The sequence below is a fragment of the Halobacillus sp. Cin3 genome (assembly GCF_947311855.1).
GTDB lineage: Bacteria > Bacillota > Bacilli > Bacillales > Halobacillaceae > Halobacillus > Halobacillus kuroshimensis.
The window spans coordinates 180217-194774 of sequence record NZ_CAMZMV010000005.1; the positions used below are offsets into that span (position 1 = coordinate 180217).

The following is a 14558-nucleotide window of genomic DNA, read 5'->3' on the forward strand; positions in this document are numbered from 1 at the left end:
GAGTAAAGTTGTTAATTAAACAGAATATTTAATAAACATAAAATAATGTATAAAACATACATGTGCTTTAGCGTAGGACTGCGCTAAACAACACATGCTTATCAAAAAGCCCCTTTTTTTATACAGAAAGGCTAATATTTACTAGAGTTTATTCCAAACTCTTTGTAAAATAAACTAGGTATTTGGTCTTATTTTGTGTTAATGAAACGTAATAATGATGGGAATTTGGGAATTTTCATTAAAAAAAGGTAATGCAAAATAGTTAGAAAACTTGTATAATTCGATATGTGGACAAAATACCACAATAATTTCTTGAAAATTTTTAGGGGAGGTCATTTTCAAAGATGAAAAAGACAAATTGGCTGCTGCTGGTCCTGGCACTGGCACTAAGCATGTTCCTCGCAGCATGTTCCGGCGGATCGGACGAGTCGTCTGATTCTGCAGACAGCGGGGACTCATCAGACACAGAAGGTTCTTCTGAAGCTTCAGGGGAACAAGTACTTAGCTTGATGGATACAGCGGATATTCCAACAATGGACGCTTCGCTTGCAACAGACGCTGTTGCGTTCCAATGGCTGGGATCTACGACAGACGGTCTTTACCGCCTGGGTGAGAATGGTCAACCCGAGCCGGGTGTTGCAAAAGAACACGAAGTAAGTGAAGACGGTTTGACTTGGACATTCACTCTTCGTGAAGACGCTGTTTGGTCAAACGGCGATCCGGTAACTGCCAACGATTTCGTGTACGCATGGCAGCGTGCTGTAAACCCTGATACAGGATCTGAATACGGTCCATATATGATGGGTGGAGTAATTGCTAATGCAACAGCTGTAGCTGACGACGAAGTTCCTCCTGAAGAGCTTGGCGTTAAAGCTGTAGATGACTACACATTCGAAGTTACACTTGAAAAGCCGATTCCATATTTTGAGTCTATGACGACGTTCGGCACGTTCCTTCCAATGAACGAGAAGTTTGTTGAGGACAAAGGCGAACAGTACGCGCTTGAATCCGAAAACCTTCTTTCCAACGGACCATTTGTAATGACGGAATGGAATCACGGGGAAGGCTGGAAGCTTGAAAAGAATGAAGACTACTGGGATGCAGAAAATGTGCAGCTTGAAGAAATCAATGTAAAAGTTGTTAAAGAAACAGCTACAGGGGTAAACTTGTATGATACAGGTGAAGTTGACCGCGTTAACTTGACTTCTGAGTTTGTTGATCAATACCGTACTTCTGATGAATTCAGTGTGAAGGAAGAGCCTACTCTTTTCTACCTGAAGATGAATCAGGAAAGCGATATGCTGAGCAATGTTAAAGCACGTCAAGCGGTTCAGATGGTCATCGACCGTCAAAGCATGATTGACGTTATCTTGAATAACGGTTCTGTTCCAGCAGGCGGCGATGTTCCTGGAAACTTCGCGAAACACCCTGAAACAGAAGAAGATTTCCGTGAAATCAACGGAGAGCTTGTAGAAACGAACGTTGAGGAAGCGAAGAAACTTTGGAACGAAGCGAAAGAAGAAGAAGGTATGGATTCTGTAGAGCTTGAATACCTTGGCGGTGACACAGAAACGGCCCTTGAAATGGACGCATACCTGAAAGATCAGCTTGAACAGCTTGAAGGACTGACAGTTAAAGTAACGTCTGTACCATTTAAAGAGCGTATCGAGCGCGATAAGAACATGGAATATGACTTCCAGAATGCTGGATGGGGTCCGGACTACATTGACCCGAACACATTCCTGAACATGTGGGTGACAGATGGTGGTAACAACCATACTGGCTATTCCAGTGAAGCTTACGACGGCATGATTGAAAAAGCGAATAATGAACTTGCACAAGAACCAGTTGAGCGCTTCGAAACTTTCCTAGAAGCAGAAAAACTGTTGATTCAAGAGGATGCTGTACTGGCTCCACTTTATCAGCGTGCACAGGCTCAGCTTTGGAAGCCGTATGTTAAGGGTGTCATGGCTCAGCCGATGGGTCCTGACTACACGTACAAATATGCTTATATCGAAGGTAAATAATTGAGGAATTCCAACCACATATAGGCTTGCTTAATAGGGAAGAGAGTATATGTCCAACGAGTTGGCATATGCTCTCTTTTTCCCTGTCAACCTATTATTCTGATTATAAACAACTTTCAGTTAATTCAGGCAATGAGAATAGACTGTGGTTTATCTAATGGAGGTGTTCAATATGACTCGTTATATTATTCAACGGCTTATCTACTTGGTTATAACGATGATCTTAATTGCTACCTTAACGTTCTTCCTGATGAAGTTTTTACCAGGTACTCCCCTAAGTGCTGCAGATAAATTATCAGAAGAACAACAACAGGTAGTTTTGGAAAAGTATGGCCTGGATGATCCAGTGCCGATTCAGTATTTCAATTATATGGTTAATCTTGCACAGGGAGACCTGGGTATTTCCTTCCAGTTTGATAACCGTGAAGTTTCAACGATCATTATGGAAAGAATCGGCCCGTCGATGCAGCTTGGTGTGCAGGCGATGGTAATTGGAGTCATTCTGGGAATGCTTTTAGGTTTGGTTTCTGCAATCTACCATAACGGATTTATGGATTACACTTCCACCTTTTTAGCTGTGCTGGGTCAGTCCATTCCGTCCTTTGTATTCGCAGGACTTCTACAATTTTATATTGGCGTTAAGTTCGGCTGGTTTCCAGTTGCCTTGTGGGAAGGCTGGGAGTATACCGTTCTACCAACCGCTTCGTTGGCCATCTTCCCAATTGCAATTGCCGCCCGCTTTATGAGAACAGAAATGCTTGAGGTAATGGGTTCCGATTATATCGTGACTGCCCGTGCCAAAGGGGTCAATAAAGTCGGTGTCGTATTCAAGCACGGTCTTCGTAACGCTTTGATCCCGTTGATTACGGTTTTAGGCCCTTTGGCGATCAGCTTGATGACAGGTTCTTTGGTTATTGAGAACATCTTCGCCGTACCTGGAATCGGTGAACAGTTTGTAAAAGCGATTAATGTGAATGATTACCCAATCATTATGGGGACAACATTGCTGCTATCTTTCATGTTCATCATCATCATCCTGGTCATCGACCTGCTTTATGGAGTCATTGATCCTAGAATCCGACTGGCAGAAGGAGAGTAGTCATTTATGGAAAACCATAAACCAAATAAAGATTTATTTGTTCCTGTGGATACCACAGATACTGAAAGTGAAAAGATTACCCGGCCGAGCCTGTCGTTCTGGCAGGATTCCTTTATCCGCCTTCGTAAAAACGTGGGAGCGATGATTGGCCTTGCTGTGCTAGTTATTTTAGCTCTGCTTGCAATTTTCGGACCGTACTTGAATGATTACGGTGTATACGAACAGGACCTTTCCCGTTCTAAAATGCCTCCGAAGGTAGAAGGGCTTGGATGGCTGGGCATGGATGGTACGCTGTCCGACGTCCAATCAGCCGCTACGCTTGAGCAGGCAGAATCCAAAGCGTTGATGCGCTTTAACAATCAGGAAGATTTCATTGAAACAGAAGTTGTTAACGACGGTACTAATGGTGAGCCCGCACAGGTAAGGGCGACGTATGATGTTTATGCTGCGAAAGATATTCAGGAAAACTACTGGTTTGGGACAGACGGTCTCGGTCGTGACCAGTGGACACGTACGTGGATGGGAACGCGTGTATCCTTGTACATTGCTTTCCTTGCTGCAGCGATTGATATGCTGATTGGTGTTGCCTACGGTGGTATTTCAGCTTACTACGGCGGCCGTGTGGATAACGTCATGCAGCGGATTATTGAAATTCTCGTAGGTATTCCAAACCTTGTTCTTGTTATCCTGATGATCTTGATTTTAGAGCCGGGGATCTTATCGATTACGATTGCCCTTGCGATAGCCGGATGGATAGCGATGGCCCGGATTGTCCGTGGTCAGGTTTTGAAATTGAAAAACCAGGAATTCGTGCTTGCTTCACGCACACTCGGTGCTAAAGACAGCCGGATTCTTCAAAGGCACTTGATTCCAAACGTCCTTGGGTTGATCATCATTAACACGATGTTCTCGATCCCGTCAGCGATTTTCTTTGAAGCCTTCTTAAGCTTCATCGGCTTAGGACTGCCGACGCCGATGGCTTCATTGGGTACGTTGATCAATGCCGGTTTCCAGTCGCTGCAGATTTATCCGCACATCTTGTTGTTCCCGGCAGTTGTCATTTCCTTAATTATGATTGCCTTTAACGTCTTAGCGGACGGTCTGCGTGATGCGTTTGATCCGAAGATGCGTGAATAGGAGGTAGGTGTAACCAATGGAAAAATTACTAAAAGTAAAAGATTTACATGTATCCTTTGACACCTACGGCGGTGAAGTAAAAGCTGTACGTGGGGTTAATTTCGATTTGAATAAAGGGGAAACCTTGGCGATTGTGGGAGAATCGGGTTCCGGAAAATCCGTTACGACCAAAGCGCTGATGCAGCTGATTCCAATGCCTCCAGGGCGCATTAAGCAGGGGGAAATCCTTTTCGAAGGACGCGACCTTGCTAAAATGTCGGATAAGCAGATGCAGAAAATCCGCGGGAAGGAAATCTCCATGATCTTCCAGGATCCGATGACTTCCCTGAACCCTACCATGAAGGTTGGAAACCAGATCATGGAAGGATTGATCAAACACCAGAAAATGAGCAAGCCGCAGGCACGTAAACGTGTCGTTGAGCTTCTTGAACTTGTTGGCATTGCAGACGCAGAAAACCGGATGAAGCAGTATCCTCACCAGTTCTCAGGTGGAATGAGGCAGCGTGTGGTTGTAGCGATCGCTCTTGCGTGTAATCCTAAATTATTGATTGCCGATGAGCCGACCACAGCTCTTGATGTAACGATCCAGGCGCAGATTCTTGAATTGATGAAGGATATTCAGAAGAAGACGGATTCAGCTACCATTTTCATTACCCACGATCTCGGTGTTGTAGCCAACGTAGCGGACCGTGTGGCGGTTATGTACGCTGGTAAAATTGTAGAAGTCGGAACGGTGGATGATATCTTTTATAACCCGAAACACCCTTATACATGGGGGCTTCTAGGGTCCATGCCGTCTCTCGATAGTGAAGATGAAGAGCTTTATGCCATTCCAGGTTCTCCACCGGACTTGTTGAATCCTCCGAAAGGGGACGCATTCGCAGCCCGGAATGAATATGCGATGAAAATTGATTTGGAACAGGAGCCGCCAATGTTTAAGGTAAGCGATACGCACTACGCTGCCACGTGGCTGCTTCATGAAAATGCTCCGGATATCGACCCTCCAGCTGCAGTGAAGAAACGCATGGAAGGCATGGCGAAAACATCCGGCGGTTCGGAAGGTGAACAACGATGAGTAAGGAAAAATTAGTAGAAATTAAAAATTTGAAGCAGCACTTTAAAACCGGAAGACACAGCGTTGTAAAAGCTGTGGACGGCTTGAATTTCGATATTTACAAGGGTGAAACCTTCGGCCTTGTAGGAGAGTCGGGCTGTGGGAAATCTACAACCGGCCGGACTATCATCCGTTTGTACGATGCTACCGATGGTGAAGTCCTCTACAACGGCGAAAACGTGCATGGGAAAAAATCCCGTGACCAGTTGAAGAAATTCAACAGGGAAATGCAGATGATTTTCCAGGATCCTTATGCATCCTTGAACCCACGTATGAAGGTCGAGGATATTATCGCAGAGGGCATGGACATCCACGGTCTATCAAAAGATTCGAATGCAAGAAAAGAGAGGGTTCATGAGCTGCTTGAAACGGTCGGTTTAAATAAGGAACACGCCAACCGTTATCCTCACGAATTCAGTGGCGGACAGCGCCAGCGTATCGGGATTGCCCGGGCGCTGGCTGTGGATCCTTCCTTTATCATTGCGGACGAGCCGATTTCCGCCCTGGACGTTTCCATTCAGGCCCAGGTGGTCAACCTTTTGAAGAAACTGCAGAATGAGAACGGACTGACGTATTTATTCATCGCCCACGACCTGTCCATGGTGAAATACATCAGTGATCGTATCGGTGTGATGTACTTTGGTAAGATGGTGGAACTTGCAGATGCAGAAGAACTGTATAAGCACCCGATCCATCCGTATACACAGTCTCTTCTTTCCGCCATCCCGCTTCCTGATCCGGATTATGAACGTTCCCGTGAACGTTTCACATATGATCCGAGTCAGCATGATACAAGTGAGGAACCGGAATTCCGTGAAGTACGCCCGGGACATTTTGTCCTTTGTACAACGAAGGAATTTGAGCAGTATCAAAGAGAGCATGGTACGGGTAGATAAGAAAGAGAAAGAAGACTCTGTCTCCATAGGCAGAGTCTTTTTCATGCGTGTTTACGCATATAGGAAAAAGGGAGCAATCTTCCAAATTTTTCAGGAAAGTTCATATCATTATTGTTATAATGAAGCTTCCTCTTTTATAATGAATAAGAGACATAATAGGATAGGAGTAGGATGAAATGGGGAAAAGAAGTCTCTGGACCATGATTTTCACAGGTATACTTCTTGTGGGCATGATGATTCCAGTACATAATGCAGAAGCAGCAGATGGAAAAGATGCCGGTACGCTTACGAAAAAGCAGATTGGCTTAAAGGAGCTGGCTGTTCCAAGTCCGGCCGCAAGGTTTACATACAACTCCGGCTTAAGCTTTGAATATCCGGATGCGGTTCGTGGCATTTACGTTACGGGTCCTTCCGCCGGCGGGGCTAAGATGGCAGAGTTGACGCAGCTGGTGGAAGACACGGAACTGAATGCGATGGTCATCGATATCAAAGAGGATAACGGAAACATCACGTTCCAGCCTGAAGAAGGCTCGCCATACGCTGATGTGGCTGAATCTTTTATTGATGATCCTGAGCAGATGCTGAAGGAACTTGAGGAAAAAGGCATTTATCCGATTGCCCGTGTCGTTGTGTTCAAAGACAGTATGCTGGCGGAGAAACGTCCCGATCTGTCCTTTACACAAAATGGTCAGGTGTGGAAAAACGGCAAAGGAGAAGCGTTTGTGAACCCATTTATGGAAGAAGTATGGGAATACAACGTAGAGCTGGCTAAAAAAGCAGCAGAGATGGGCTTTGAAGAGATCCAATATGATTACGTCCGTTTCCCTGAAGGTTTTGGAAGCCGGGATGACCAGCTGGATTACGGGCAGGGGAAATATGCGGATATGGATCTGGATAACGTGCAGAAGCGTGTTCAGGCTGTCACCGACTTTGTAGAATTCGCCCGTGGAGAGCTGGAATATTACGGTGTCGATGTGTCTGTGGATATCTTTGGATATTCAGCCACCATCGAAGAAGCTCCAAACATCGGACAGAACTTCTCAAAAATATCTTCAAACGTGGATGTTATTTCATCGATGATCTACCCAAGTCACTGGGGTCCGTACTTTGGTATATCCAAACCGGATGCTGAACCGTATAAATTGATTAATGAATACGCCAAAGTGGAGAATGAAGTTCTCGGTAAGCTGGATCCAGCTCCAACCTCCCGTCCATGGCTTCAGGATTTTGAAGCCCCTTGGTTGTATTCCGGACCAACCAAACAGTATGGCAAAGCTGAAGTAGAGGCACAGATCAGAGCCTTGAATGAAAACGGCATTGATGAGTTCCTTCTATGGAATGCAGGGAATAACTATACGAAAGGTGTCGACTACACACCGATGAATGAATAAAAAAGACCGGGGTCTCCCGTCTTAAGCTTGTAGAGAAATCTCTGTTTCTTTACAAGCTTTTTTCTTTCTCACCGCCAGGAGCGAAAGCCCCTTCCCTTTCCGCGGACGAGCGACCGAGCTTCCTCGCAAAACCCACGCTCGGCGATCACGGACCACTCGTTTTTCCGCAGGAGTGAAGAGGCACCGCTCCTTGGGCGTTCTTTAACATCGAAAAAGACTCTCCTTTTCCCAGTTCACCCTTGCTGGATGGAGGACAATCTTTTTCATATTCCGGCAGGCAGCTGTTATCAGACCCTGTTCTTTTCCTTTTTCTTTTCCACGCAAGGGCGATAGCGCAGCCCGTGCCGTTCTTTTGAATCTGCGAACCTGCGTAGTGCACAGTCTCTCTCCTCTATATTCCAACGTCGGCACGAGGAGCGTTCGGTGGTGATGCCTGCGGGAATAGCACGGGCCGAAGATCCACTTGGGCAGGCGGCCTTCCTGTCCAAGTCAGCTGAGGGCGTGCCCGCGTCATTTATCCACCGATAAGCGGAAAGTGACCCTTCACACGACAAATGGACAACTCTAACTGGTTCACACAGGCTTTTTTATTCAAGCAGGAGAAGGCGGCCTGCATTTTCAAGGTTAATGGCCGTGAACGCCGGGAATAACGTAAGTAATGAAAGTAAAGCCTAAGTGCACCAATGGTTGTACAGCGGGGCATTTAACAAGGTTGGGAATTTTCGCTATAATGAAAGGGACTAATGATAAGGGAGTAGATCAATGAATTGGTATGAAAAGCTGAACGAATATTTCCCGGTTGAGGAAATGAAGTCAAAAGAACACATGGAAGCTTTATTAAAGGAAAAAAGCGATGTCTACTATAAAGATGAGGGGGAATACCACGTCCTGATGTATGCTGAATTCGACAGCTTTCTTTTCATCGATTATGTATACGTTTCCACCGCAGCGCGGGGGCAGGGACTCGGTCATAAGCTCATTGAAAAGATGAAGGCCAAAGGTAAACCCATCATCCTTGAAGTAGAACCTGTGGATTATGAAGACTCTGATACGGAGGCGCGTCTCCGCTTTTATCAAAGGGAAGGTTTTACACATGCCCAATCCATTGGATATACCCGCCGTTCTGTTGTAACGAATGAAATGAACAGTATGGAGATTTTATACTGGTCACCGGATGATGCATCGGAAGAGCAGATTTTCGAGCAGATGAAGAAAATGTACACAGAAATCCATACGTATAAGGATGAACAATTTTATGGAAAGTCGTATCAGCCGGTAGAGGAAGTGCTGACCCACGACGAGAAAAGGGACACCGAGGATATTTTGGACGAACTCGGGAAAACCCGTCAGACATAAGGAAAATACCCGCTGCATTACCGGCGGGTATTTTCAATGACTGCATAGTAGTTGATAAACTAGATGGAAAGAAAAAATGCCGAAATGATGTTTAACCTCTATGTACAAGTGGTATAAGGGTATAAGAACCAGAAAATGATTGCTTTTTCATAACATATGTTCGTATAGATATAGAAAAAACTTGACAACTGTGTTATAGTAGAACCATAGTACAGATTGTACTGATTATAAAAAAAGAAGCAATTGAATCTCTACCATAAAATATTTGAGGAGTGAAGTTTCTGTATGGTTACACTTTATACCTCACCAAGTTGTACATCATGTCGAAAGGCGAAAGCTTGGTTGGAAGAGCATAACATCCCTTATACGGAACGAAATATCTTTTCTGAGCCGCTTACATTGGATGAAATCAAGGAAATCCTCCGTATGACTGAGGATGGAACGGAAGAAATCATCTCTACGCGCTCTAAAGTTTTCCAGAAGTTGAAAGTTGATTTCGATCAGCTTCCAATGCAGGATCTGTTTGATTTGATCCAGGAAAACCCTGGATTGCTGCGCCGCCCGATCATCATTGATGATAAGCGTCTGCAGGTCGGTTATAACGAGGACGAAATCCGTCGTTTCCTTCCGCGCAGTGTGCGTACATTCCAGTTGAAAGAAGCTCAACGTCTCGTTAATTAATACAAAATAAAAACTGCGACAGCCTAAGCTGCCGCAGTTTTTATTTTAGGCTTGAATATTGTCAAATCGCCGTTCCTTTTCGTTTATTTATCCAATACCCTAAAGTAATAATGATAATGACCATAATAACAGCAAACCATTGATGGATATATGGAAACTCTTCCATATACTGCATCATGTATCGATCCTCTTTCACCATTTCTGCAGCTGTATAAGCTAAAATTCCGGCCCCGAAATAAATGAGCAGGGGAAACTTGTCCATCATATGAAGAATGATCCGGCTTCCCCACACAATGATAGGAACGGAAACGAGCAGCCCGATAATAACCAGCAGAATATTATTGTGGGAAGCGCCTGCAATGGCCAGGACATTATCAAAGCCCATGACGATATCAGCAAACACAATCGTTTTTACCGCCGCCGCAAGACTGTCACCCGCCTTGATGTGGTCGGTTTCCTCGGTATCCGTCAGCAGTTTGATGGCAATGTAAAAAAGAAGCAGCCCTCCGATTAATTGAAGAAAGGGAATTTGGAGAAGATAAAGAGCAACCACCGTTAACAGGACCCTTGCAGCAATAGCAAGCCCTGTTCCGAAGAAGATTGCTTTATTCCTTTGTTCCGGAGGCAGGTTCCGGCTGGCCAGAGCGATGACAACCGCATTATCGCCGCCGAGAATAATGTCGATGCTGATAATGATGAAGAGTGGTTCAAGTAGGTCCCAGTTCATGAAAAAAATCCTCCTGCTACGTAGTGACAAACCAATGGTAATAAGCTAAAATGAAAAATCAACCCGCTTCACTACAGGCTCTGTTCTAATCTATTCAGAACGCGGACAGCTCTATGCTGAATTCGAGCAATTTGTTTTTCATTTTGCTTCAGCTGTCATACAATAGAATCACATCAACCCTTACATGGCACATTATTACGGTTGAAGTTCAGGCCTGAAGGGTAAGGGTCTAGGAAGAAGCACAAAGGGTGAGTATTCCCTTCCCCCTTAAAACATGTTTAGAAGGGAGAGAAACGTATGGAAATCGAACGCATTAATGAGAATACCGTAAAATTTTACGTAACATATCAGGATGTAGAGCAAAGAGGTTTTGATCGAGAAGAAATCTGGTATAACCGGGAAAGAAGTGAACAGCTTTTCTGGGAAATGATGGATGAAGTGAACGATAAGGAGAATTTTCAGGCGGACGGACCGCTTTGGATCCAAGTCCAGGCTATGGACAAAGGTCTGGAAGTGATTGTTACAAAAGCTCAAGTATCCCAGGATGGTCAAAAGCTTGAACTGCCGAATGATGAAGGTAAGGGTGTCGATGTTCCACTGGATGAAAAACTTGAATCCCTCCTGGATGATAAATACCAGACATCTGGAGATTATAAGCAGTCTGAGGAAGATGGAGTAGAAGAGTCGGAAGGTTCCTTGACTTTCACCTTGAAATTCAATGAGTTTGAAGATATTATCCAGCTCAGCCATTATCTATCTATTCCTGAATCAATGGAACAGCGCTTATTCCACTTCGAAGACCGTTACTATCTGTATATTCAGTTCGATGATGAACGTATGAATGATGACGAACAGGAAAATACGCTGAGCCAGCTGATGGAATATGCTCACGAATCATCCTTGACAGTTTATCGTCTTGAGGAGTATGGGAAAGTCATCTTTGAAGAGCAGGCCCTGCAGCAGATCAGACAATACTTCCCACTTGATTAATATAAACAAGCACACACCATCGTGTGCTTATTTTTTTTGCAGGCAGGAGATAATGACCGGATGTCGAATATTGGGGAGAGGTGATGCTTTATGCTGTATGCTCTTAATGATCAAGAGCAGCTTCAGTCCATTTATCAAAAATCCTTCTCCGATATTTCCCGATTGAAAGAGCGCGCTTATTATTGTCCATCCTGCCGGGAGCCTGTCCGGATCCGGTCGGGACCCAAAGTGATACCGCACTTTGCTCATCTCCCGGACAGTCGCTGTCCCTCGATAAAAGGCGGGGAATCAGAGGAGCATGAAGCTGGAAAGTGGCTGATATACCAATGGCTCAGAGCCCGGGGTTATCAGGTAGAACTGGAAAGTTACCTTCCCGGTATTCAACAGCAGCCAGATGTCTACATTTACGGTTCTAAGCGGCAGGTCGCTGTAGAGTATCAGTGCTCTACGATACCAGTTACAGACATATGGAAGCGTACAAAAGGGTACGTGGACCATGGGATCTTTCCTTTATGGATCCTTGGACCGAGGCACTGGAAAAAGAAAGGCCCTCATATTCTCCAATTTAATTCCTTTCTTCAATCCTTCTTATACCAATGGTCCTCTTGTTATCAACTCTTCTTCCTTCACCCACGCAAAAAGACGATGACGACAGCATCCGGTCTCCGCTGGTTGTCCCCAGCCTCTGTTACCGGTTCATTTCACTCCTTTTTCTTACCGCAAAGCACGTTTCCTCAAATTTTCTCCCCCGGCCGGAAAGCCGTACTCCCATCCATTTTCCATCACTGGAAAAAATCCTGGCACAATAACCGGTCAACATACCGCCGGGAGCCGGGCAGTAAGGAGAAGCAGTTCCGGCAGTATCTATACTTGAAGGGGTATCACTTTTCCCTCATTCCAAGCGTGTGTTACCTTCCCGTAGAGAGTCAGGTGCAGTTGAGTGTAAAGCCTTACATATGGCAGACAAGGCTTTTATTAGACCATTTTACGCCGGTCCCCATCGGTTCAGTGGTGGAATTCCCGAAAATGGAAGTTCCGGTTACAATTAATCAATACAAGCCTGATCCTGTATCGGAGTATGCGGAGCTGCTCAGCCTCTTAAATATCCTGAAAAAAACAGGGAACAATAAGTGGGTGAAAACCAGGGAGGTTGCTTTCCCGGCTACTATGGAGGAAGCCTTTCTGGATGACCGGACCACGCTGGCCAAGCTGAAAAATTTAAAGATCATGTAGCAGCGGGGAGGTATTTTTTCTTTTATCGAGAAGTGAATGAGGATGAGGAATGAAATAAAGGAGGATGCAGATGTCATCTACTAAACAACTGCCAAAACGAGAAGAAGTCCCTGTAGAAAAAACATGGAACCTTGAAGCCATGTATGCTGCAGATGAAGACTGGTATAAAGATCTTGAAGAAACGAAAGCCATGCTTCCTGAAATGGAGAAATATCAGGGCAGCATCGGTGAATCTGCTGAACAATTATATGAGCTTTTATCTTTCCAGGATAAAATATCCAATAAAATCGGGCTGTTATTCACGTATGCGCATATGCGCAACGATCAGGATACAACGAACGCCTATTATCAGGAAATGAATGCGAAAGCGGAAAATCTCTATACGAAAATCGCTTCCGCAATGAGCTTTATCGTGCCGGAGATTCTAGCCCTGCCGGAAGGAAAGGTGCAGGCCTTTCTTAATGAGCATGAGCCTCTGAAGCTGTATGAGCATACGCTGGATGAGATTACCCGTCAGCGTGCCCATGTTTTAAGTGAGAAGGAAGAGAAACTCCTTGCAGGCTTTTCTGAAATTGGAGCAAGTCCATCCCAGACCTTCGGGGCGTTGAATAATGCGGATCTTACTTTCCCATCCATTAAGAATGAACAAGGGGAAGAGGTGGATCTCACCCACGGCCGTTATATCAACTTCCTGAAATCGGATGACAGGGATGTGCGGAAAGCGGCCTTTGATGCGATGTATGATACGTTCGGTGCATTTAAAAATACATTCGCCTCCACGCTGAGCGGACATGTGAAAAAGAACAATTTCAATGCTCAGGTCAGGAAATATGACCGTGCAAGACAGGCGAAGCTGGATAACAACAATATTCCGGAATCCGTCTACGATAACCTGATTGAAGCAGTCACGGACCGTCTACCGCTGCTTCACCGCTATGTCGAACTGAGAAAAGAAGTATTGAATCTTGATGAAGTCCATATGTACGACCTTTACACGCCGCTGGTCAAAGAAGCGGAGATGGATATTCCATATGAGGAAGCCAAAGATCTTGTTTTGAAAGGTCTGGAGCCTCTTGGAGAGGAATACGTAAACACTGTGAAGGAAGGGTTTGAAAACCGCTGGATCGATGTCGTCGAAAACAAAGGGAAGCGCAGTGGTGCTTACTCTTCCGGCCATTACGGTACAAATCCGTATATTTTAATGAACTGGCAGGATAACGTAAACAATTTGTTTACACTTGCCCATGAGCTCGGACATTCCCTGCACAGCTATTATACGCACGAAAATCAGCCGTACCGTTATGGAAACTATTCCATCTTCGTGGCTGAAGTTGCGTCTACGTGCAATGAGGCTCTTCTGAATGAGTACATGACTAAGCATACGAACAGTGATAAAGAAAAGCTGTATCTGTTGAACAATTTCCTGGAAGGTTTCCGGGGCACAGTTTTCCGTCAGACGATGTTTGCAGAATTTGAGCACACGATTCATATGCAGGCCCAGAATGGGGAAGCGCTGACAGCTGAGAAACTGACCGAAATCTACTATGATCTGAACAAAAAATACTTCGGGGAAAACATTGTCATCGATGAAAAAATCGGTCTGGAGTGGGCGAGAATCCCACACTTCTATATGGGCTATTACGTCTATCAATATGCGACGGGCTATGCAGCCGCACAGGCTCTGGCTGGACAGATTCTTGAAGAAGGCAGCCCTGCTGTCGAACGTTATAAGAATTTCCTGAAAGCTGGAAGCAGTGATTACCCGATTGAAGTGCTGAAGCAGGCCGGTGTTGATATGACATCGAAAGATCCGATTTCGTCTGCCCTGGATGTCTTTGAGGAAAAACTCAATGAAATGGAGCAGCTTCTCAAAAAATAAGGAAAAAGCTTGTAGAGAAACTTTGTGT

The 14558-nt window shown here is 45.0% G+C and carries 12 protein-coding genes; 11 read left to right on the forward strand and 1 reads right to left on the reverse strand.

The annotated features are described in order from the left end of the window. Nucleotides 1-344 precede the first annotated feature (344 nt). The 8 genes from QMA39_RS16275 to spxA all read left to right on the forward strand — a co-directional run bounded on the left by QMA39_RS16275 (nt 345) and on the right by spxA (nt 9701). On the forward strand, nt 345-2027 hold the full coding sequence (locus QMA39_RS16275) for a peptide ABC transporter substrate-binding protein (RefSeq protein ID WP_281659332.1): 1683 nt from the start codon (nt 345-347) through the stop codon (nt 2025-2027). A gap of 172 nt (nt 2028-2199) precedes the next feature. Next, nucleotides 2200-3126: an oligopeptide ABC transporter permease gene (gene opp3b / locus QMA39_RS16280; RefSeq protein ID WP_281659333.1), complete on the forward strand. Its 927-nt coding sequence runs from the start codon at nt 2200-2202 to the stop codon at nt 3124-3126. A 6-nt stretch (nt 3127-3132) separates the two neighbouring features. Beyond that, a complete protein-coding gene (gene opp3C, locus QMA39_RS16285; RefSeq protein ID WP_206931703.1) occupies nt 3133-4263 on the forward strand; it encodes an oligopeptide ABC transporter permease in 1131 nt (376 codons plus the stop codon). Between the two features lie 16 nt (nt 4264-4279). Next, complete coding sequence (locus QMA39_RS16290) at nt 4280-5338, forward strand: ABC transporter ATP-binding protein (RefSeq protein WP_281659334.1); 1059 nt, start codon at nt 4280-4282, stop codon at nt 5336-5338. Beyond that, nucleotides 5335-6273 (forward strand): ATP-binding cassette domain-containing protein, encoded by a 939-nt coding sequence (locus QMA39_RS16295; protein WP_027953535.1) that lies wholly within the window; start codon nt 5335-5337, stop codon nt 6271-6273. The genes QMA39_RS16290 and QMA39_RS16295 overlap by 4 nt, the downstream gene beginning before the upstream one ends. A 176-nt stretch (nt 6274-6449) precedes the next feature. Continuing rightward, on the forward strand, nt 6450-7664 hold the full coding sequence (locus QMA39_RS16300) for a putative glycoside hydrolase (RefSeq protein ID WP_206931705.1): 1215 nt from the start codon (nt 6450-6452) through the stop codon (nt 7662-7664). 762 nt (nt 7665-8426) lie between these two features. Continuing rightward, nucleotides 8427-9020: a GNAT family N-acetyltransferase gene (locus QMA39_RS16305; protein WP_027953537.1), complete on the forward strand. Its 594-nt coding sequence runs from the start codon at nt 8427-8429 to the stop codon at nt 9018-9020. Between the two features lie 285 nt (nt 9021-9305). Beyond that, nucleotides 9306-9701, forward strand: a complete 396-nt coding sequence (gene spxA / locus QMA39_RS16310) for a transcriptional regulator SpxA (protein ID WP_027953538.1) — start codon at nt 9306-9308, stop codon at nt 9699-9701. 61 nt (nt 9702-9762) lie between these two features. Here the strand turns inward: spxA and QMA39_RS16315 are convergent, their stop codons facing one another. Beyond that, nucleotides 9763-10428: a TerC family protein gene (locus QMA39_RS16315; protein ID WP_281659335.1), complete on the reverse strand. Its 666-nt coding sequence runs from the start codon at nt 10426-10428 to the stop codon at nt 9763-9765. A gap of 297 nt (nt 10429-10725) precedes the next feature. Here QMA39_RS16315 and mecA point away from each other — a divergent pair, with 297 nt between their 5' ends. The 3 genes from mecA to pepF all read left to right on the forward strand — a co-directional run bounded on the left by mecA (nt 10726) and on the right by pepF (nt 14530). Further along, nucleotides 10726-11418, forward strand: a complete 693-nt coding sequence (mecA, locus tag QMA39_RS16320; protein ID WP_281659336.1) for an adaptor protein MecA — start codon at nt 10726-10728, stop codon at nt 11416-11418. 90 nt (nt 11419-11508) lie between these two features. Continuing rightward, nucleotides 11509-12651 (forward strand): competence protein CoiA family protein, encoded by a 1143-nt coding sequence (locus QMA39_RS16325; RefSeq protein WP_281659337.1) that lies wholly within the window; start codon nt 11509-11511, stop codon nt 12649-12651. Between the two features lie 70 nt (nt 12652-12721). Beyond that, nucleotides 12722-14530, forward strand: a complete 1809-nt coding sequence (gene pepF / locus QMA39_RS16330) for an oligoendopeptidase F (protein WP_281659338.1) — start codon at nt 12722-12724, stop codon at nt 14528-14530. The last annotated feature ends 28 nt before the right edge of the window (nt 14531-14558 follow it).

Bases quoted from the DNA above. Each gene is read 5' to 3' on its own strand.
- QMA39_RS16275 (WP_281659332.1), top strand. From the start codon at position 345: ATGAAAAAGACAAATTGGCTGCTGCTGGTCCTGGCACTGGCACTAAGC.
- opp3b (WP_281659333.1), top strand. From the start codon at position 2,200: ATGACTCGTTATATTATTCAACGGCTTATCTACTTGGTTATAACGATG.
- opp3C (WP_206931703.1), top strand. From the start codon at position 3,133: ATGGAAAACCATAAACCAAATAAAGATTTATTTGTTCCTGTGGATACC.
- QMA39_RS16290 (WP_281659334.1), top strand. From the start codon at position 4,280: ATGGAAAAATTACTAAAAGTAAAAGATTTACATGTATCCTTTGACACC.
- QMA39_RS16295 (WP_027953535.1), top strand. From the start codon at position 5,335: ATGAGTAAGGAAAAATTAGTAGAAATTAAAAATTTGAAGCAGCACTTT.
- QMA39_RS16300 (WP_206931705.1), top strand. From the start codon at position 6,450: ATGGGGAAAAGAAGTCTCTGGACCATGATTTTCACAGGTATACTTCTT.
- QMA39_RS16305 (WP_027953537.1), top strand. From the start codon at position 8,427: ATGAATTGGTATGAAAAGCTGAACGAATATTTCCCGGTTGAGGAAATG.
- spxA (WP_027953538.1), top strand. From the start codon at position 9,306: ATGGTTACACTTTATACCTCACCAAGTTGTACATCATGTCGAAAGGCG.
- QMA39_RS16315 (WP_281659335.1), bottom strand. From the start codon at position 10,428: ATGAACTGGGACCTACTTGAACCACTCTTCATCATTATCAGCATCGAC.
- mecA (WP_281659336.1), top strand. From the start codon at position 10,726: ATGGAAATCGAACGCATTAATGAGAATACCGTAAAATTTTACGTAACA.
- QMA39_RS16325 (WP_281659337.1), top strand. From the start codon at position 11,509: ATGCTGTATGCTCTTAATGATCAAGAGCAGCTTCAGTCCATTTATCAA.
- pepF (WP_281659338.1), top strand. From the start codon at position 12,722: ATGTCATCTACTAAACAACTGCCAAAACGAGAAGAAGTCCCTGTAGAA.